Origin of the sequence: Mannheimia pernigra (assembly GCF_013377995.1) — a bacterium.
GTDB classification, from domain to species: Bacteria; Pseudomonadota; Gammaproteobacteria; order Enterobacterales; family Pasteurellaceae; genus Mannheimia; species Mannheimia pernigra.
On record NZ_CP055305.1, the window covers coordinates 1,363,925 to 1,381,874 of the forward strand.

Genomic DNA, 17,950 nt, shown 5'->3' on the forward strand with positions numbered 1-17,950 from the left:
ATGTCTAACTATGTAAAAACCGAACTCTCAGAGCCGTTTAGAACTGTTTCGGTGGAATTTGATTTAGAAGATAATCGCATTTTTGAATTAGGCGAGCGAATTAATGCAAAATATGAAGCTGCTTATATGAACGGCTATAATTGGGCGGCATTTTTACGAGCTTATCTTAGTATTTATCGTCCAAGCCTATTAGAGTTATTAGAGGAAGATCCTGAGGTAGGGTGCTATTATGTAACTTATCCGCTTTCGGAGAAAAGCAAAGAAAAAGCGAGAGAATTGAAAAATATTATTATTTATTTGGTTGAGAATGAAGATGAAATGTTCAACTTCATTGGAGAGCATATAGATAATATTGAATGGGATTAATTAAAGGAAAATTAAGATGCCAAAAATTGTATTTCTTCCACACGAAGAGTTTTGCCCAGAAGGTATGGTTATTGAGGCTAAGACTGGGGATAATTTATTAGAAGTTGCACACGATGCTGGGGTGGAAATTCACCACGCTTGTGATTGTTCTTGTGCTTGTACTACTTGCCATGTCGTCATTCGTGAGGGGTTTGATTCTTTAAACGATACAACCGATCAAGAAGAAGATATGTTAGATAAGGCTTGGGGCTTAGAAATGGATAGTCGTTTGAGCTGCCAATGTGTTGTTGGCGAGGAAGATCTCGTTGTTGAAATTCCAAAATATAACTTAAACCACGCAAATGAGGCAGCACACTAATGAAATGGACAGATACCCGAATGATCGCAGAAAATCTGTATGATATGAATCCAGATTTAGATCCAACCACCGTGCGTTTTACCGATATGCACAAATGGATTTGCGAAATGGACGATTTTGATGACGATCCTGAAGCATCAAACGAACATATTCTTGAGGCGATTTTAACCATTTGGTTGGAAGAGTACGAGTAATAAAGAAAACCTAAAGCATTGGCTTTAGGTTTTTTGCATTTAATATCTTAACAATTTGTTTGTTTTATTTTTTTCACAGCATAACCTCTACGTTTATTTAATTCCTCTCGAATTCCTTGTTTTTCAAATCCGTCTTGAATAACTTGTTGCACATCAATTTTCATTGCGGCTCGGTAATATTTTTGAGCAAGTGCGGCTTGTGGGTAATCGCGATTTTCAAAGGTTAATCGCCCCCTTGCATCCGCCTCACAAGCAAGCAGAAAATCAAAAAATCGTTTTGGTTTTCGCCATACATCAAGGGCATTAAAGAGCTTGATGACAGTTTCAGGGCGGAGTGCTGCCATTTTGTGGCAATGGGTGTGATATTCTGTAACAAGCAATGCGAAATCTTTAATCTCTGTGGGTATTTTTAAACGATTAGCCAATTCTCGGGTAGGTTGAATACCTTTGACTTCGTGCCCGTAGTGGTGAGGCAAAATCTCTTTCGGTGTTAAGCCTTTGCCAAGATCGTGACAGAGAGCGGCAAACAGTAAAGCGGTCGGATTTTCCGCATTTTTTGCAAGTCTTGTGGCTTGTTCCAACACCATTAATGTATGTACACCCGAATCAATTTCGGGGTGATGCTGTGCTGGTTGTGGCACGCCGAAAAGCCGCTCTAGCTCGGGAAATAAGACTTTTAATGCCCCAACTGAACGCAAAACCTCAAAATAAATGGATGGATTGTTAGTTTCAAATACTTTTTGTGTTTCGAGCCACACTCGTTCTGCGGTGAGCGTTTCTAGCTCGCCACTTTCCGCAATATTTCGCATTAAATCAAGGGTTTCAGCGGCTATCGAAAAGCCGAAATGGTGAAAGCGGGCAGCAAAGCGAGCCACACGTAATACTCTAAGCGGATCTTCGCTGAATGCGGGTGAAATGTGGCGTAACACACGGTTTTCTAAATCTTTTACGCCGTGGTAAGGGTCAAAGATCGTGCCATTTTCATTTTGTGCAATAGCATTAATGGTGAGATCTCGGCGGATTAAATCTTGTTCTAGTGTGACCTCTGGCGAAAAATCGCAAATAAAGCCGTTGTAGCCATTACCTTGTTTACGCTCTTGGCGGGCTAACGCATATTCCTCTTTGGTTTCAGGGTGGAGAAAAACAGGAAAATCTGCCCCTACTTGCTGAAAGCCTTGAGCGATAAGCTGCTCAGAAGTTGCTCCCACTACCAAAAAATCCTGATCTTTCACGGGCAAGCCAAGTAATTTATCTCTCACCGCACCGCCGACTAAATAGATATCCATTTTGCAAAATTTCCCTAAAATATCACCGCTTGCTACATATCCGTTTTTTCTTTAAATTCGCATAAATCTTCAATAATACAAGAGCCGCAGCGAGGTTTGCGGGCAACGCAGGTATAGCGACCGTGCAAAATTAGCCAATGGTGAACATCCACTTTAAATTCATCTGGTACGACTTTGAGTAGCTTTTCTTCAACTTGTACGACATTTTTGCCAGGCGCGAAGTTGGTACGGTTAGCAACACGGAAAATATGGGTATCTACCGCAATAGTTGGATGCCCGAAAGCTGTATTCATTACAACATTTGCTGTTTTTCTGCCTACGCCAGCAAGAGCTTCTAAGGCATCGCGATTCTCGGGTACTTCGCTATTGTGTTTTTCAATGAGATCTCGACAGGTTTTAATAATATTTTCAGCTTTGCTATTAAATAATCCGATAGTTTTAATATACTCTTTTAGCCCATCTACACCTAAATCTAAAATTGCTTGTGGCGTATTTGCTACAGGAAATAGTTTATCCGTTGCCTTGTTTACCCCTTTATCGGTGGCTTGTGCGGAAAGAATTACGGCAATGAGTAATTCAAAGGGATTGCTATAATTGAGTTCCGTAGTCGGCTTGGGGTTTTCGTTGCGTAAGCGAGTTAAAATCTCAACACGTTTTGCTTTATTCATTATTAATTAAAAATTCCTTGTTCGTAGAGCATTTTAGCAACCATAATAAAAGACATTGTTACGAGCATTGGGCGAATTAATTTTTTGCCTTTTGTCATTACCATTTTAGCACCGAGTGTGCCACCAATAAATTGTCCTACCATCATAATTAAACCGACTTTCCAAATGATCGCACCACCGATAGTAAAAAAAATCAGTGAAGCAAAGTTAGAGGTAAAATTAATGACTTTTGCGTGTGCAACGGCTTTAGGTAAGTTAAAGCCCAGTAGTAAGATAAAGGCTAGTGTAATAAAAGAGCCTGTTGCAGGACCAAACATACCATCATAAAAACCTAGTGCAATGGATGCGGTAAAAGCAAAAGTAGTAAAACTAATTCGCTGTTTACGATCTTTATCTCCTACATTTGGGCTAACTAGAAAATAGACACCAATCATTAAAATTAAAAATGGCAGTAATGTTTTTAGGAAGTCAACATCAATATTTTGTACAAAAATAGTCCCTGCGGCAGAGCCGATAAAAGTACATAAAATAAGTCTCCAAATCGGCTTTAAATTCACGGCTTTTTGACGAATAAAATAAAAAGAGGAGGAAAATGATCCACCGCAGGCTTGTAATTTATTTGTACCTAATGCGATTGCTGGTGGCAATCCTGCAGCCATTAAAGCTGGAATAGTCAGTAGCCCGCCTCCGCCTGCAATAGCATCAATAAAACCAGCAATGGTAGCAACTAGGAATAAAATGGCTAAAATATCAATGCCTAATTCCATTAATACACCACCATTTCATCACTATGTACGGCGACAGAGCCAAATTCATAGCCCAGTAGTAGCTCAATTTCTTTCGATTTTTTCCCTTTAATGCGAAGTAAAGCCTCACTGCTGTAGCGAGCAATACCTAAGGCAATAGCCTTTCCGTCTTGATTGAAGATTTTAATAACCTCTCCGCGTGTAAACTCGCCTTTAATTTGAGAAACGCCAACCGGTAATAATGATTTATGTTGCAGCAACGCTTGCTCAGCACCTAAATCTACAACAATTTCCCCTACTTGTGGGGCGGCAAAGATCCAACGCTTTCTACCCTCCAAGCGGTCAGATTGTACTAAAAATTTGCTGCCGATAGCCTCGCCATTTGCTAAATCAACCAACACATTCGGACGAGAGCCAGAGGCGATAATCGTTTCTACGCCTGAGCGAGTGGCGATATCGGCTGCTGTAATTTTAGTGCTCATTCCGCCTGTCCCTAAACCTGTTGAACTGCCACCTGCCATTTGGCGGATTTCAGGCGTAATCTTTTCCACTACAGAAAGTAATTTAGCATCAGCGTTCGAGCGAGGATCAGCATTAAATAATCCCTCTTGATCGGTCAATAAATAGAGCTGATCTGCTTGGGCAAGAATAGCAACTAATGCAGATAAATTATCGTTATCGCCTACTTTAAATTCTTCAGTGGCTACGGCATCATTTTCATTAATGACAGGGATAATTTTTTGAGCGAGTAACGCATCGAGGGTATCACGAGCATTTAAAAAACGCTCACGGTCATCAAGATCAGCACGGGTTAATAACATTTGCCCGATATGAATATTATAAATATCAAATAAATTTTCCCACACTCGAATTAATTGGCTTTGCCCAACTGCCGCTAACATCTGTTTAGATGCTAAGGTATTCGGGAGTTGTGGGTGTCCTAGATAATCACGCCCAGCTGCTGCGGCACCTGAGGTGACAACGATCACCCGATGGTTTTGGTGCAATTGTGCGATTTGTTTCACGAGTTCTAATATATAAGGGCGACTTAAACTTTTTTGGCCGTGCGTTAGCGTGCTTGTTCCGAATTTAATGACGATAGTTTTTGACATAAGTGCTTCACTTTTATTTAAAAAATAATGCGAATAAAATTATCATTTTTAAGGTGTAAAATCACGCTGAATTTGATATAAAATCGAACCAAGTGACATAAAAGGTATAGAAAATGAAAATTAGCGTGATCGTAGCTCGAACAAAGAATAATGTGATTGGTAAAGGTAACGAAATGCCGTGGCATTTACCTGTGGATTTAGCGTGGTTTCGTCAAAATACGGTAGGCAAACCGGTGATTATGGGAAGAAAGACGTATGAATCAATAGGCAGGCTTCTACCAAAACGCCCGAATATTATTCTTTCTCGCTCAGAGATGATTGTGGAAGGCGCTTATGTTGCCCAATCGCTTGAACAAGCGGTCGAATTAGCTAGAAATCTTGCAAATGGTGATGAAATGATGATTATTGGCGGAGGAGAATTATTTAAACAAGCGTTACCACAAGCAGAGCAGCTCTATTTAACCGACATTCAAGCGGAGATCGATGGCGATACTTTCTTTGAATTTGATGAAGAAAATTGGACATTGATAGAAGAAAAATGGTCGGAAGTGGATGAAAATAATCCATATCGCTGCCATTTTATGGTGCTTAAACGTAAAAGTGATTAATAAATAAGCAATCAAAAATAAAAAGTTGAACGCAAACCTTTGCTATTTTTCGTCCTAGATACAAATATGTTCAGACATCTTAAAATATGACCGTTGATTTTAATTTTTATTGTTTAGGGAGACTTCAATGGAGTATGTTGAAATTTTAGGCTATGTCGCAATGGTTTTGGTTGCTAGCTCATTTTTATTAAAAGATGTGATTAAGCTCCGTGTAATCAATTCGTTAGGTTGTGCTTGTTTTGTTGTTTATGGTTTATTGATTGGCTCAATTCCAGTGACAGGCTTAAATGCTTTAGTCGTTTGTATTAATTTATACTATATTTTTAAAGGTAATAAACCTAAAGTGATAGAGCATTCTTAAATAAATTGGATGAGGGCAAATAGTTATTTGCCCTACTGCTATAAATTATAAAGAATATCTAACGCATCACTTAGTTTTTTAACAGTAAAAACGTCCATATCTTTAATCGGCTTTTTAGGCGCATTACCGTGGGGAATGATGGCTCGCCTAAAACCGTGTTTTGCTGCTTCACTAATTCGTTCTTGTCCGCTAGTCACAGGACGGATTTCCCCTGCTAATCCCACCTCGCCAAAAATAACTAAATCTTGTGGTAATGGGCGATTGCGAAAGCTAGACATTAAAGCCAAGATCAGAGCCAGATCGGCACTGGTTTCGGTTACTTTCACACCGCCTACGACGTTGACAAACACGTCTTGATCTGACATTTGTAGTCCGCCGTGTCGATGTAAAACTGCAAGCAGTAGCGATAAACGGTTATGATCTAAACCAACGGCGACACGGCGAGGATTTGCTAGCATTGAATGATCGACTAGAGCCTGAATTTCAACTAGAAGTGGGCGAGTTCCTTCCCACAACACCATTACAGAGCTACCAGGCGTTTGTTCTTCGCTACGGCTAAGGAAAATTGCAGAGGGATTTTTAACCTCTTTCAAGCCCTGCTCAGTCATTGCGAATACACCTAGCTCATTTACTGCACCAAAACGGTTTTTATGGCTACGCAAAGTGCGGAATCGAGAATCGGATTCGCCTTCAAGTAATAATGAAGCATCAATAGCGTGTTCCAATACTTTTGGGCCAGCAAGTGTCCCATCTTTAGTGACATGCCCTACCATAATAATGGCGACTTGGCGGGTTTTAGCATAACGAGTTAAAAATGAAGCACATTCTCGAACCTGTGAAACGCTTCCTGGAGAGGATTGAATATCGGATAAGTGCATCACTTGAATAGAATCGATTACCATAATTTTAGGTTTTTCTTGATCGGCAATATTGCAAATATGCTCAACGGAGGTTTCAGATAGCATTTTAAGATTTTGTGCAGGTAAACCTAAACGGTTAGCACGCATTGCCACTTGCTGCAAAGATTCCTCACCTGTAACATAAAGAGTAGGGATATTTTGAGCTAAGCCACACATTACTTGGAGTAAAAGCGTACTTTTGCCTGCACCAGGGTGTCCGCCAATAAGAATGGCAGAACCTGGTACAACCCCCCCACCTAGCACACGATCTAGCTCATTAAAACCACTGCTAAAGCGAGGCACTTCTTGCAGGCTAATATCTGAAAGTGCTTGCACTTTGCCTGATGTTTTACCTGCGTAACCACTAAAGCGGTCAGATTTTGCTGATTCTTTACTCGAAATCAACCTAACTTCGCTGATGGTATTCCAAGCCTTACATTCACGGCATTGCCCCATCCAACGGGAGTATTCCGCCCCACAATCATTACAAACATAGGCGGTTTTAGGTGCTTTTGCCATTTTTTATCCTTGAATTTGAAAAATTTTGCGAAATTCTAGCAAAAAACTGTATGAATAAACAGAGTGAATATTTATTTTTTCGATCTGTGTCGAAAATTTAGAAATTGATAGTCGCACCTTTAGCAAAAAATTTGCACACTTTGTTTGCCAAACTTTTTGGTTTTTTTATAAGGAATTTATATGCAAAAAATTTATCTTTTTCGACCGCTTGCAAAAGCGTTTACCTTGATTGAGCTAATGATCGTGATTGCAATTATTGCCATTCTAGCCACTATTGCGATTCCATCTTACAACGCTTACACACAAAAAGCGGCTTTATCTGAATTATTGAGAGCATCGGCTTCTTATAAATCAGATGTTGAGCTGTGTATTTATAACCGTAATGAGCTGGATAATTGTTCGGGCGGTACAAATGGTATTCAAGCCAATAAAGCTGATACTAGCGACACCAAATATCTTAAGACGATTACGGTAAATAAAGGTGTGATTACCGTAACAGGAAAAGGCTCGCTTGACGGCTATAGCTACACGCTAACACCAGCCTTTTCCAATAATACGATCAGTTGGAGTGCAAGTTGTACCGCCTCGAATAATGATACCAGCTTGTTCCCCGCAGGTTTTTGTAATTAGCTAGGTAGAGAGGAAATCAAAATGGCGTATTCAGTTACCGATCTTAACAGCCAGCAAATCATTGAAATTTCTGCCGAACAATGGGCAAAAAACGGCAATGAAAAGCAGATTTTGTTGCGATATTTAGCCGTTCCGTTGCGAGAAACTGAATCACAATTATGGTTAGCGATTGATGATATGCAAAACTTGAGTGCGTGTGAAATCTTTGCTTTTATTCATCATAAGCAGATTGAGCCTGTTTTGATTTCCTCTGATGAGTTGAAATTTTTACTTAATGCCCTTTCACCCGAGCAGAGTCGCTTGCAGAGTGAAATTTATGAGGATAATGCCGCTTATTCGTTATCAAATGCAGAGCAGGTAGATAGAAACGATCCGATTATTCAAATTTTAGATAATCTCTTTAAATTTTGCTTAAAAAATAATGCCTCAGACATCCATTTGGAGCCTCAGAAAGAGAGGTTACTCATTCGACTAAGAATTGATGGAGTTTTACATCTTTATAAAACGTTTCCTCAAAATGTATCAAACCGACTGATTTCTCGAATTAAATTACTAGCGAAACTAGATATTAGTGAAACCCGTTTGCCTCAAGATGGGCAATTTCATTTTAAAACGATTTTAGCAGAAACCTTAGATTTCCGCGTTTCAACTTTGCCTACGCATTTTGGTGAAAAAGTGGTACTTCGGATTCAAAAAAATAAGCCAATTAATTTGGACTTTTTAGAGTTAGGATTTACCCCAAGCCAGAAAGAAAAATTGCTCAATGCACTGAATCAACCGCAAGGCTTGATTCTAGTAACAGGGCCGACAGGTAGTGGTAAAAGTATCACGCTTTATAGTGCATTAAGTCATTTAAATAGCAATGAAAAACATATTTTAACCGCGGAAGATCCAATTGAAATTGAGATAGAGGGTATTATTCAAACTCAGGTAAATCGTGGTATTCATCTTGATTTTAGCCAACTACTGAGAACCTTCCTTCGACAAGATCCTGACATCATTATGCTAGGTGAGATCCGTGATGAGGAGAGTGCAGAAATTGCCTTAAGAGCGGCACAAACTGGGCATTTGGTTCTTTCGACATTACATACTAATGATTCACCCTCTGCCATAGAGCGATTATTACAACTAGGCATTAAGGAATATGAACTAAAAAATACATTATTACTCGTCGTTGCTCAACGTCTATTAAGGCGGCTTTGTACAACGTGCGGAGGAATTGGATGTACGCATTGCTATCAAGGCTACAAAGGTAGAATTGGGATTTATCAACTCTTGAGCAGAACTGCAAAAAATTTTGAAAAAACGACCGCTTGTTTAGATTTTGAAACCTTAGCTGAGAGTGCAAAAGAAAAATTAGTGGAAGGAAAAACAGATCAGAATGAAATTTTGAGGGTATTAGGAAATGGCGAAAATCTATGAATACCATTGGAAAGCGGTTGATCGTTTCCAACAAAAACGTAAAGGCAGCCGATTATCTAGCAGCCGAGAAGAGCTTGAAAGTATGTTGCTAATGAAAGGTTATGAGCAGATTCGCATTAATCGAAACTTCGTTTTATCTCAAAATCCGAAAAGAGAGCAGATCAGCCAATTTATTTCCCAGCTTGCGTTATTAGTGAATTCCGCTATATCGTTAAAACAGGCTCTTTCGATGATTTTACAAAACTGCCGAAATATTAAAATGTATCAATGGCTAAGCGAGCTCATTTTGCTGATTGAAAATGGTTATTCTTTTTCACAATCATTAGAGAAACAAGATAAATTTATTGCTAATCAAGAACTTCAACTGATTAAAATGGGCGAGCAAAGCGGAAAACTAGGTATCATCTTAACGAATTTGGCGAAAAGCCGAGCTAAGTCTGATAAGTTAGCTAAAAAAGTGAAGAAAATCCTGTTTTATCCTGCGATTGTATTGTTTATTTCCCTGTCTCTTTCTCTCGGATTGTTGATCTTCATTGTGCCCCAGTTTGCAGAACTTTACGGCACAAAAGAGAAAGCCTTACCACTGATTACGGAAATACTATTTTCTCTTTCCCAGTGTTTGATTGAACAGAAGCATCTTCTACTTAGTTTATTACTAGCGGTCGTTTTTTTCCTCTTTTTTGCAAAAAGAGAGAACGGGTTTGTGAGGTTAAAAATGGCGTTATTGTCTAAACTCCCTGTATTTCGACAAATCATACAGCAAGCCCGTATTGTCTTTTTTAGCCAAAATATGGCTTTAATGTTGAATGCTCATATTCCGTTAGATTTGGTATTAAAATCCTTTTTATCTGAAAAAAGTGATGATCCTATATTACAAAAAGAGGTTGAATTTATGCTAAATCTCTTGCAACAAGGCTACCCATTTTCGCAAGGCATTAATCCAAATGTGTTTGGCTTAGATATGCCACAAATGATCGAAATCGGCGAGCAAAGCGGCAACGTTGCCAACATATGCGAACATATTAGCGAGATGTACCAACAAAAACTGGATTATCAAATTGATATGCTCTCTCAGTTATTAGAGCCAATGTTGATGTTACTGATGGGAATAATTGTGGGGACTATTATTGTCGGTTTATATCTACCCATTTTTGATATGGGAAGTTTAGTGGAGTAATTATGTGGCTTTTACTTTCCTTTTTATCTGCCTTTTGGTTTAAAGCGGAAATGCCAAGATTTGCAATAAGAATAAACCAGCAAATTTATCAAGCAGCTAATTCAATCAATCAGCTTAATTTAACCGAGCAGCAATTTATTGCACTCTCGTCTTTAAAATCTCAACAAACAAGATGGGTAAACCTCTTTTTTCTACTTTTTCCGCTTATTATGTATTGTTCGGAAAACCCGATTATGGGCGGAATTTTTATTCTACTTTGCTTTCTTTCTCTTTTAGATATTTGCTATTACCTAACGGATACTCGCTATATCGGGCTTATTTTTCTACTTGTTTTATGGGAAAGCGTAAACCATTTCCATAATCAAACGTTATTGTTTACCTCACTGTTTTGTTTATTTATCGCGCTCTTTTCCTTTCTCGTTTTTAAAAAAGAAACATTTGGCTTTGGCGATATGTTGTTATTGCTAGCGTTATCTCCCTTATTCAATATAGAAAAAATGTTACTGCTGATATTAACGGCTTGTTTATTAGGCATTTTTTATTACTTAACTTATTGGTGGATAAAAAAGCAAAAATTAGAAAAGTTGGCATTTATTCCGTTTATTAGTTTGGCGGTGGGCGTTATTGTAACGCTTGAAAGCTGGGGGATTAATTATTAGAATTGAGGAACTTTAATTTTGAGGAACTTTTATGACTTACATTGTGGGTTTAACAGGTGGAATTGGCAGTGGTAAAACCACCGTTTCGGATTTATTCGCCGAACTTGGTGTAGAAGTGATTGATGCCGATATTGTCGCTCGCCAAGTGGTTGAAAAAGGCTCACCACTTTTAGTGAAAATTGCTGAGCATTTTGGTAAGCAAATTTTAACTGCAGATGGAGAGCTAGACCGCACCGCACTCCGCTACATTGTGTTTAACAATGAAAACGAAAAAACGTGGTTGAATAATTTACTCCACCCAGCAATTCGAGAAACAATGGTAAAAAAATTGCAAGAATCGACCGTTTGTTATCTGATTTGGGTTGTACCACTCTTGATTGAAAATAAGCTCACCGAATTTTGTGACCGCATTTTAGTGGTTGATGTCAGCCCAGAAATTCAGCTCGAACGAGCCACCAAACGAGATAAAAGCAAAGTGGAAACCATCCGAAAAATCATGGCGACTCAAGTCAGCCGTGAAGAAAGATTAAGTTACGCTGATGATCTGATTGAAAATAACTTACCGATTGAGCAAGGATTCGTTTTGATTAAAGAGCAAGTGAATAGTCTGCACCAGAAATACCTAACATTAGCAAATAAAAAGGAAAAAGAATGTCAGAAACTATCGTAAATTGCCCGACTTGTGAAAAAGAGGTTGTGTGGAATAAAGAAAGTAAATATCGCCCATTTTGCAGTGAGCGTTGTCAGATCATTGATTTGGGGGATTGGGCAGCGGAAAAGCACGCTATCGCCAGTGAAGAGGAGGATCTTTTTAGCGAAGATTTAGAAAAATATTAGCTATGTAAATTGAGCAGAGAAACTCTCTAGCTCTAGCCAAATATCATCGCTAAATTCTTGTTTGACTTTACGCTCTAATTCGGCCAGTTGGTGGATTAGAGCGTAAAGTTTTTTATAATTTAATCGTTGTACAATCTGGCTGTAAAATGGTCTGCGGTTTTGCCAGATCTTCAAGCGGTCAAATTCCGTTCTTAAATTACCATTAAAGAGCGGTTGTTCGCTTGAGACTGGTGTGGGGGCGCGTGTGATTTCAAGTAAAATCATCAGCTCTTTTTGTATGATACGTAATAAAACAACCGCTTGTACTTCTTCATTTTGTAAGTGATGTAAAATGCGTTGAGCTCTCCCGATTTTCCCTTCAAAAAGGGCATCAATCCATTGGAATGGAGTAAATTGAGCGGAATGTTCCACTACTTCTTTGACTTTATTAAGGGTAATTTTGCCATCATTGCATTGAAGCTGTAGTAGTTGTAATGCTTGTTTTAATGCAAGTAAGTTGCCCTCGTAGCTATAGCAGAGTAGCTGATTTGCTTCAGGTTCGAGTTGCAAATTCATCTCTTTTGCTCTATTGCTTAACCACTGAGGTAACTTACTGATTTCTGGCGTTTGGCAGTTAATTTGTACTACTTGAGGCTCAATTTGGGTAAACCAAGCCTGCTTTTCCATCGTTTTGGAAAATTTAGGCAAATGCAAAATAAAAAGGAGATCTGAATGAATTAATGCACAGAATTCGGATAGCTTTTTAAATTGTGTCGTTGTTGGAGATTCAGGAAAATTCAAAATAATGATTTGTCGGGAGAAAAATAATCCCATTTCTTGGGCTGTTTCAAAAAGTGCTTCCCAGTTTGTGTCATTTTTTACGTCAATCTCTTTTTTCTCATCAAAGCCTTTTAAACGAGCGGATTGGATAATCAAATCTTTAGATTCATTCACCAACAACAAGTCGTTCCCTGTTAATAAATAAAAGGGATGTAATCCTTTGTTTAGAGAAAGTTGAAGCGCTTCAGGGAATAGCTTTTGCATAGATAAATGGCGAAAAATAGTTCGCCCCTACAAATTATTGTTATTTTGAAAGTTCTTTTTTCAACGCAGCCATTTTAATAATTAACTGGCGAGAGGCTTGTTCGTACATATCTTTCATAATCATCTCTTTTTCTGCTGACTTGGCAAGTGCAGCACGAGAGTCATCAAAGAAAGTTCGATGGGCAGAAACCGCTAGTGGATATTGCCCTTTATTTGGAATATCTGCAATTGCTTCTACATTCAGTGTTAATATTTTTTCTGCTTCACGAGCTTGTTTAAATACTGAGACAACCTTGCTATTTGTAGATGTTGAAACTAAACGAAGTTTTGATACATTTACAGAACTTGGCACTAATTTTACATCATTTAATTGTAATTGATTACGTAAAATACGAGACATTTCACTATGTTGATCGGCACTTTCAAGCGTTAATGTTCTGAGTGATTCAGGTAGTACTTCGTTGTTTTTAAAATGCCAACTGCAAGCAGTGAGGGCTAAAACAGCAACGAGGGAGAGTTTTTTAATCATAAGTTTTCCTCTAAGATAGTACAAGCTTAGCAGCTTGTACTATCAATTTATATAGATATTATCCTTTAACTACAAAGCTCAACATTTTAAATGGAATATAGATTTCTTTAATGATTTCTTGACCATCTAAGAATTTCACTACATTCGGTTCTGCTTTGGCAATAGTTTTCACTTCATCTTCAGTTGCGGTTGCAGGTACGGTAATTTTGCCACGCACTTTACCGTTTACTTGCACCACAACGAGTTTTTCATCTTCTACCATTGCAGTTTCGTTTGCTTGCACCCAAGGGGCGAAGTCGATGGTTTGCTCATTACCTAAGGCTTGCCATAATTCAAAACAGATATGTGGCGTAATTGGGTAGAGCATACGCACCACCGCACTTAAGGCCTCCGCCATTACTGCTTTGTCTTGCTCACTTTCAAGCGGTGCCTTGGTGAGCTTATTCATTAGTTCCATTACCGCCGCAATTGCTGTGTTGAAGGTTTGGCGGCGACCAATATCATCACTCACTTTCGCTATTGTTTTATGAACATCACGGCGAAGCTCTTTTTGGGCTTTGTCTAATGCAGATGTATCTAAAGTTGTCGTTGCTGGCGATTTTGCATATTCATACACTAAATTCCATACACGACCTAAGAATCGTTTTGCGCCTTCTACGCCAGATTCTTGCCATTCAAGGGTCATTTCTGCAGGGGAGGCGAACATCATAAATAAGCGAACCGTATCCGCACCATATTTTTCCACCATTTCTTGTGGGTCGATACCGTTGTTTTTCGATTTTGACATTTTCGTCATACCGCTATGAACTAGCTCACGACCTTCAGGATCGGTTGCTTTAGTGATTCTGCCTTTTTCATCACGCTCAAGTGTTACTTGCGTTGGACTTACCCAGATACGCTCGTTCGTTGGGCTGGTGTAGTAGAACGCATCGGCAAGTACCATACCTTGACAAAGCAGTTTCGTTGCTGGCTCGTCTGAATTTAAAATGCCTGCATCACGCAATAATTTGTGGAAGAAACGGAAGTAGAGCAAGTGCATTGTCGCGTGCTCAATACCGCCGATATATTGATCTACGGGTAACCAATAATTTGCCTCGTCAGAATCTAACATTCCATCAAAATATTGCGGGCAAGTGTAGCGTGCGTAGTACCAAGATGACTCCATAAAGGTGTCGAAAGTATCGGTTTCACGCAATGCGGGTTTGCCGTTGTAAGTGGTTTTTGCCCATTCTGGATCTGCTTTGATTGGGCTTTTCACGCCGTCCATCACCACATCTTCAGGCAGGATCACGGGTAGATCTTGTAATGGAACAGTTACCACTTCGCCTTCTTCGGTTGTCATCATTGGAATTGGTGCCCCCCAATAACGCTGGCGAGAAACACCCCAGTCACGCAGACGGAAATTCACTTGGCGTTTACCCACGCCCATTGCTTCTAATTTGTCTGCAATCGCATTAAATGCTACCTCAAATTCTAAGCCGTCAAATTCAGCAGAATTGATTAATTTACCGTGTTCGGTGTAAGCTGCTTTTGAGAAATCCCATTCTGAGCCATCAAGCGGTCGAATTACCTGATTAATTTGCAAATCGTATTTTTGAGCGAACTCGAAGTCACGTTCATCGTGGGCAGGCACAGCCATTACCGCACCAGTTCCATAGTGCATTAATACGAAGTTTGCGACCCAAACTGGCACTTCTTTGCCTGTTAATGGGTGAATAGCGAATAAGCCAGTCGCCATTCCTTTTTTCTCCATTGTGGCAAGTTCGGCTTCCGCCACTTTGGTGTTTTTAGCCTCACGGATAAATTCCGCTAATTCAGGACTATTTTCTGCTGCCAATTCTGCCAATGGGTGAGCGGCTGCTACCGCCACATAACTCACGCCAAAGAAGGTATCTGGGCGAGTGGTGTAAACAGGCAAGGTTGCGTTTGAACCAGCGATTTTGAAGGTGATTTCCACCCCTTCAGAACGACCAATCCAGTTGCGTTGCATTGTTTTGACTTGATCTGGCCATTGCGGAAGGTTGTCTAACTGGGTTAATAACTCTTCGGCATAATCGGTGATTTTGATAAACCATTGCGGAATTTCACGCTGTTCAACAGGCGTATCGCAACGCCAGCAGCAACCCTCGTGAACTTGCTCGTTGGCAAGTACGGTTTCATCATTCGGACACCAGTTTACGGTTGAGGTTTTTTTATAAACCAAGCCTTTTTTATACAGCTCAGTAAAGAACCATTGCTCCCATTTGTAATATTCAGGGCGACAGGTTGTCACTTCACGATCCCAGTCGTAAGAGAAGCCCAGCATTTTAAGCTGACCTTTCATATATTCGATATTTTCGTACGTCCATTTAGCCGGAGCAGTATTGTTTTTCACCGCTGCCCCTTCTGCTGGCAAGCCGAATGCGTCCCAACCCATTGGTTGAAGCACGTTTTTACCGATCATACGTTGATAGCGTGAAACTACATCGCCAATCGTGTAGTTACGCACGTGTCCCATATGCAATTTGCCTGATGGATAAGGCAGCATTGAAAGGCAATAATATTTCTCTTTAGTAACGTCTTTAACTGCTTTGAACACTTTATTTTCTGCCCAATAGTGCTGAACTTTCGGTTCAATCTCACTTGGGGTGTATTGTTGTTGCATAAAATCTAACCTTGCTTTGAATTAGTTAAAAAATTGCTATGATAATACCGTAAAACAAGGCTCTTTTGAATGGCAAGCGGTGGGATTTACAAGGTTTTTTGCAGATTTTTGCGATATGCTTCGAAAAATCATTAAATGATAAGTGAGAAAATGCAGAACTTTGATTATGATATTTCAAGATATTTTTGTAACAACAAAAAATATTGATTTGATTGAGTGATGATGTTATAACTGATGAGGTTCATCGCAAATGAAATTGGAATATGATGAGCAAAAAAGTATAAAAAATACCTTAGAAAGAGGACTCCCTTTCTCAATGGTAAAGGATTTCGAATTTGATACTGCATTTATTAAACAAGATTTACGCAATGAATACGGCGAAATTAGGTATCAAGCTTTAGGACTAATTGAGACTCGACTTTACGCCTTGGTTTTTTGTCTAAGGCAGGAAGTGGTGAGGGTAATCAGTTTTAGAAAAGCTAATTCAAGAGAGATTGCAATTTATGAAAAAAACAGAAAATCAGATAATAGATAATGAAAATCCGGAATGGACACAGGCAGATATTGATAATGCTTTGGCATTCCAGCAAATGCCTGAACAACTTCAATCTTTAGTTTTACAATCACAAGCTAAGAAAAGGGGCAGACCTTTAAGCCAAAACAAAAAAGTGAGTGTGACAATTCGTTATTCATCAAATGTGATTGAGGCTTTTAAAGCTACAGGCAAGGGTTGGCAGAGTAGAATGAATAAGGTTTTGGAAGATTATATTGCTCAGCATTGAATTAAGAAAAGTAGGAGATACATTATGAATGCTAATAATGTAAGAGTTTATAGCCCAATATTATCTAGTGATAATTTAGAACATTTAATATGGTATGCTAAGTGTAAAAATAGACTAAAAGAAGCGATTCAAATCAATTTGGATAATTGTACGATCCAAAGAATGGAAAGGCTAGATAAAAATTCTACTGTAGAAGATATTAAGAAATTAGGGTTATATCCTTTATATAAGATACTTACCGAGTGTCCAAATATATTAATTTCTGCTTTAGGTATAAATGAAATGCCTGGCTGTTATATCTCTAGAGCAAGAGAGGCTTATAACTTATTTTGTAAAAAATTTATTCCTAGTTATGTTGATGATCCTAATGCAACGAATAAACCATTTAATGTTGAGGAAGAAAAAATAATATTTAGAGATCTTCCTTTAGATACACAAAAAGCATTAGGATGTTTTTATTTACCATACTTATTAATACAGTATATCTATAAGTATAACTCAGGGCAATCTGGTTTAGATAAATTCAGGCATTATTTATATGGAGTTATCCATTATTTAGATATGGTGTCAGCTTTTGAATTAGAATTGGCAAAATATGCCTTTTGGAAAATTAATGATAAATCAGTAATTCATACTTTATCAAGTGAAATAAAGGAAAGACGAAAAAGAATAAGAAAAAATTTTGTGAAAGAAAGAAATTCATTAAATTCAATCAGAGCTGCTTGTCTTAATTCTGCAATGGATACATATTGGATAAGAAGTATTTGTATTGGGACTGATGAAAGAGAAGCGATTTTGAATGGATATACTATTTGTGAACATTGGCTAGCAACTAATGATGATAAACTCTATATTATAGCTAATGATATAAAGCCCGTCCAAAGCATAAATGGGTTTGGATATATTATAGAATCTGTAAGAGAAAAAGAGTTACTAGAATTTTCTTATTGGAAGGAAGTTGATAATTTATCTTCAAAGGTGTTAAATGATAGAAAATATTTATCTGATAGTCAATTTGATATAAAAATTGAAAATATCACAGAATCAATTTCTCAATTGGATGATGCATTGGAAAAATATTTTCGGAATTTAACAGTTAGAAGCCAACCTGATTAAGATTGGCTTCTATG

The 17,950-nt window shown here is 38.5% G+C and carries 22 protein-coding genes; 14 read left to right on the plus strand and 8 right to left on the minus strand.

Features of this window, described 5'->3' with window-relative positions; genetic code table 11:
* The 3 genes from HV560_RS06585 to iscX are packed head-to-tail and all read left to right on the plus strand — an operon-like array spanning window position 1 to window position 918.
* Window positions 1-366, plus strand: coding sequence for an Imm51 family immunity protein (locus HV560_RS06585; protein WP_176809842.1), 366 nt, complete (start codon window positions 1-3; stop codon window positions 364-366).
* 16 nt (window positions 367-382) lie between these two features.
* Window positions 383-724 (plus strand): ISC system 2Fe-2S type ferredoxin, encoded by a 342-nt coding sequence (fdx, locus tag HV560_RS06590; RefSeq protein ID WP_159629572.1) that lies wholly within the window; start codon window positions 383-385, stop codon window positions 722-724.
* On the plus strand, window positions 724-918 hold the full coding sequence (gene iscX, locus HV560_RS06595) for a Fe-S cluster assembly protein IscX (protein ID WP_159629574.1): 195 nt from the start codon (window positions 724-726) through the stop codon (window positions 916-918). Before fdx ends, iscX begins: the two co-directional genes overlap by 1 nt.
* Window positions 919-965: 47 nt before the next feature.
* Here the strand turns inward: iscX and HV560_RS06600 are convergent, their stop codons facing one another.
* Genes HV560_RS06600 through proB form a run of 4 tightly spaced genes read right to left on the minus strand, consistent with a single transcriptional unit; the run spans window position 966 to window position 4,730 of the window.
* Window positions 966-2,204 (minus strand): multifunctional CCA addition/repair protein, encoded by a 1,239-nt coding sequence (locus tag HV560_RS06600; RefSeq protein ID WP_176812455.1) that lies wholly within the window; start codon window positions 2,202-2,204, stop codon window positions 966-968.
* A gap of 32 nt (window positions 2,205-2,236) precedes the next feature.
* Window positions 2,237-2,872 (minus strand): endonuclease III, encoded by a 636-nt coding sequence (nth, locus tag HV560_RS06605; RefSeq protein WP_176808290.1) that lies wholly within the window; start codon window positions 2,870-2,872, stop codon window positions 2,237-2,239.
* 2 nt (window positions 2,873-2,874) lie between these two features.
* The gene (locus tag HV560_RS06610) at window positions 2,875-3,639 is read right to left on the minus strand and encodes a TSUP family transporter (protein WP_176812456.1); all 765 of its coding nucleotides are present in this window, start codon (window positions 3,637-3,639) and stop codon (window positions 2,875-2,877) included.
* Window positions 3,639-4,730 (minus strand): glutamate 5-kinase, encoded by a 1,092-nt coding sequence (gene proB / locus HV560_RS06615; RefSeq protein ID WP_159629587.1) that lies wholly within the window; start codon window positions 4,728-4,730, stop codon window positions 3,639-3,641. Before proB ends, HV560_RS06610 begins: the two co-directional genes overlap by 1 nt.
* Window positions 4,731-4,843: 113 nt before the next feature.
* On the opposite strand from proB, the gene HV560_RS06620 reads away from it, so the two are divergent.
* Window positions 4,844-5,338, plus strand: a complete 495-nt coding sequence (locus HV560_RS06620) for a dihydrofolate reductase (RefSeq protein WP_159629590.1) — start codon at window positions 4,844-4,846, stop codon at window positions 5,336-5,338.
* A gap of 127 nt (window positions 5,339-5,465) precedes the next feature.
* Complete coding sequence (locus tag HV560_RS06625) at window positions 5,466-5,699, plus strand: YgjV family protein (protein ID WP_159629593.1); 234 nt, start codon at window positions 5,466-5,468, stop codon at window positions 5,697-5,699.
* A 38-nt stretch (window positions 5,700-5,737) separates the two neighbouring features.
* On the opposite strand, the gene radA is transcribed toward HV560_RS06625, so the two are convergent.
* Window positions 5,738-7,117 (minus strand): DNA repair protein RadA, encoded by a 1,380-nt coding sequence (radA, locus tag HV560_RS06630; RefSeq protein WP_176812457.1) that lies wholly within the window; start codon window positions 7,115-7,117, stop codon window positions 5,738-5,740.
* Between the two features lie 180 nt (window positions 7,118-7,297).
* On the opposite strand from radA, the gene ppdD reads away from it, so the two are divergent.
* The 6 genes from ppdD to yacG are packed head-to-tail and all read left to right on the plus strand — an operon-like array spanning window position 7,298 to window position 11,842.
* Window positions 7,298-7,747 carry a prepilin peptidase-dependent pilin gene (ppdD, locus tag HV560_RS06635; RefSeq protein ID WP_176812458.1) on the plus strand — a complete coding sequence of 150 codons (450 nt, stop codon included), beginning with the start codon at window positions 7,298-7,300 and terminating at the stop codon, window positions 7,745-7,747.
* A gap of 21 nt (window positions 7,748-7,768) precedes the next feature.
* Window positions 7,769-9,169: a GspE/PulE family protein gene (locus HV560_RS06640; RefSeq protein WP_176812459.1), complete on the plus strand. Its 1,401-nt coding sequence runs from the start codon at window positions 7,769-7,771 to the stop codon at window positions 9,167-9,169.
* Entirely contained in the window at window positions 9,153-10,346 is a 1,194-nt protein-coding gene (locus tag HV560_RS06645) for a type II secretion system F family protein (RefSeq protein ID WP_176812460.1), read from the plus strand. The genes HV560_RS06640 and HV560_RS06645 overlap by 17 nt, the downstream gene beginning before the upstream one ends.
* 2 nt (window positions 10,347-10,348) lie before the next feature.
* Window positions 10,349-11,005 (plus strand): prepilin peptidase, encoded by a 657-nt coding sequence (locus tag HV560_RS06650; protein WP_176812461.1) that lies wholly within the window; start codon window positions 10,349-10,351, stop codon window positions 11,003-11,005.
* A 31-nt stretch (window positions 11,006-11,036) separates the two neighbouring features.
* Window positions 11,037-11,675 carry a dephospho-CoA kinase gene (gene coaE / locus HV560_RS06655; protein WP_176812462.1) on the plus strand — a complete coding sequence of 213 codons (639 nt, stop codon included), beginning with the start codon at window positions 11,037-11,039 and terminating at the stop codon, window positions 11,673-11,675.
* The gene (gene yacG / locus HV560_RS06660) at window positions 11,657-11,842 is read left to right on the plus strand and encodes a DNA gyrase inhibitor YacG (protein ID WP_159629615.1); all 186 of its coding nucleotides are present in this window, start codon (window positions 11,657-11,659) and stop codon (window positions 11,840-11,842) included. Before coaE ends, yacG begins: the two co-directional genes overlap by 19 nt.
* On the opposite strand, the gene holA is transcribed toward yacG, so the two are convergent.
* Genes holA through leuS form a run of 3 tightly spaced genes read right to left on the minus strand, consistent with a single transcriptional unit; the run spans window position 11,843 to window position 16,038 of the window.
* Window positions 11,843-12,865, minus strand: a complete 1,023-nt coding sequence (gene holA, locus HV560_RS06665) for a DNA polymerase III subunit delta (protein ID WP_176812463.1) — start codon at window positions 12,863-12,865, stop codon at window positions 11,843-11,845.
* Window positions 12,866-12,905: 40 nt separating this feature from the next.
* Window positions 12,906-13,394, minus strand: coding sequence for an LPS-assembly lipoprotein LptE (locus HV560_RS06670; RefSeq protein WP_176812464.1), 489 nt, complete (start codon window positions 13,392-13,394; stop codon window positions 12,906-12,908).
* 58 nt (window positions 13,395-13,452) lie between these two features.
* A complete protein-coding gene (gene leuS, locus HV560_RS06675) occupies window positions 13,453-16,038 on the minus strand; it encodes a leucine--tRNA ligase (protein WP_176812465.1) in 2,586 nt (861 codons plus the stop codon).
* A 250-nt stretch (window positions 16,039-16,288) separates the two neighbouring features.
* Between leuS and HV560_RS06680 the strand changes: the two genes are divergently transcribed.
* Genes HV560_RS06680 through HV560_RS06690 form a run of 3 tightly spaced genes read left to right on the plus strand, consistent with a single transcriptional unit; the run spans window position 16,289 to window position 17,936 of the window.
* Window positions 16,289-16,573, plus strand: a complete 285-nt coding sequence (locus HV560_RS06680; protein ID WP_176812466.1) for a BrnT family toxin — start codon at window positions 16,289-16,291, stop codon at window positions 16,571-16,573.
* A complete protein-coding gene (locus HV560_RS06685) occupies window positions 16,542-16,820 on the plus strand; it encodes a BrnA antitoxin family protein (RefSeq protein WP_176812467.1) in 279 nt (92 codons plus the stop codon). Before HV560_RS06680 ends, HV560_RS06685 begins: the two co-directional genes overlap by 32 nt.
* 24 nt (window positions 16,821-16,844) lie before the next feature.
* Window positions 16,845-17,936 (plus strand): hypothetical protein, encoded by a 1,092-nt coding sequence (locus HV560_RS06690; protein WP_176812468.1) that lies wholly within the window; start codon window positions 16,845-16,847, stop codon window positions 17,934-17,936.
* Window positions 17,937-17,950: the final 14 nt, after the last annotated feature.

Excerpts from the sequence above, each read along its gene's own strand:
- HV560_RS06585 (WP_176809842.1), top strand. The coding sequence starts at position 1 with ATGTCTAACTATGTAAAAACCGAACTCTCAGAGCCGTTTAGAACTGTT.
- fdx (WP_159629572.1), top strand. The coding sequence starts at position 383 with ATGCCAAAAATTGTATTTCTTCCACACGAAGAGTTTTGCCCAGAAGGT.
- iscX (WP_159629574.1), top strand. The coding sequence starts at position 724 with ATGAAATGGACAGATACCCGAATGATCGCAGAAAATCTGTATGATATG.
- HV560_RS06600 (WP_176812455.1), bottom strand. The coding sequence starts at position 2,204 with ATGGATATCTATTTAGTCGGCGGTGCGGTGAGAGATAAATTACTTGGC.
- nth (WP_176808290.1), bottom strand. The coding sequence starts at position 2,872 with ATGAATAAAGCAAAACGTGTTGAGATTTTAACTCGCTTACGCAACGAA.
- HV560_RS06610 (WP_176812456.1), bottom strand. The coding sequence starts at position 3,639 with ATGGAATTAGGCATTGATATTTTAGCCATTTTATTCCTAGTTGCTACC.
- proB (WP_159629587.1), bottom strand. The coding sequence starts at position 4,730 with ATGTCAAAAACTATCGTCATTAAATTCGGAACAAGCACGCTAACGCAC.
- HV560_RS06620 (WP_159629590.1), top strand. The coding sequence starts at position 4,844 with ATGAAAATTAGCGTGATCGTAGCTCGAACAAAGAATAATGTGATTGGT.
- HV560_RS06625 (WP_159629593.1), top strand. The coding sequence starts at position 5,466 with ATGGAGTATGTTGAAATTTTAGGCTATGTCGCAATGGTTTTGGTTGCT.
- radA (WP_176812457.1), bottom strand. The coding sequence starts at position 7,117 with ATGGCAAAAGCACCTAAAACCGCCTATGTTTGTAATGATTGTGGGGCG.
- ppdD (WP_176812458.1), top strand. The coding sequence starts at position 7,298 with ATGCAAAAAATTTATCTTTTTCGACCGCTTGCAAAAGCGTTTACCTTG.
- HV560_RS06640 (WP_176812459.1), top strand. The coding sequence starts at position 7,769 with ATGGCGTATTCAGTTACCGATCTTAACAGCCAGCAAATCATTGAAATT.
- HV560_RS06645 (WP_176812460.1), top strand. The coding sequence starts at position 9,153 with ATGGCGAAAATCTATGAATACCATTGGAAAGCGGTTGATCGTTTCCAA.
- HV560_RS06650 (WP_176812461.1), top strand. The coding sequence starts at position 10,349 with ATGTGGCTTTTACTTTCCTTTTTATCTGCCTTTTGGTTTAAAGCGGAA.
- coaE (WP_176812462.1), top strand. The coding sequence starts at position 11,037 with ATGACTTACATTGTGGGTTTAACAGGTGGAATTGGCAGTGGTAAAACC.
- yacG (WP_159629615.1), top strand. The coding sequence starts at position 11,657 with ATGTCAGAAACTATCGTAAATTGCCCGACTTGTGAAAAAGAGGTTGTG.
- holA (WP_176812463.1), bottom strand. The coding sequence starts at position 12,865 with ATGCAAAAGCTATTCCCTGAAGCGCTTCAACTTTCTCTAAACAAAGGA.
- HV560_RS06670 (WP_176812464.1), bottom strand. The coding sequence starts at position 13,394 with ATGATTAAAAAACTCTCCCTCGTTGCTGTTTTAGCCCTCACTGCTTGC.
- leuS (WP_176812465.1), bottom strand. The coding sequence starts at position 16,038 with ATGCAACAACAATACACCCCAAGTGAGATTGAACCGAAAGTTCAGCAC.
- HV560_RS06680 (WP_176812466.1), top strand. The coding sequence starts at position 16,289 with ATGAAATTGGAATATGATGAGCAAAAAAGTATAAAAAATACCTTAGAA.
- HV560_RS06685 (WP_176812467.1), top strand. The coding sequence starts at position 16,542 with ATGAAAAAAACAGAAAATCAGATAATAGATAATGAAAATCCGGAATGG.
- HV560_RS06690 (WP_176812468.1), top strand. The coding sequence starts at position 16,845 with ATGAATGCTAATAATGTAAGAGTTTATAGCCCAATATTATCTAGTGAT.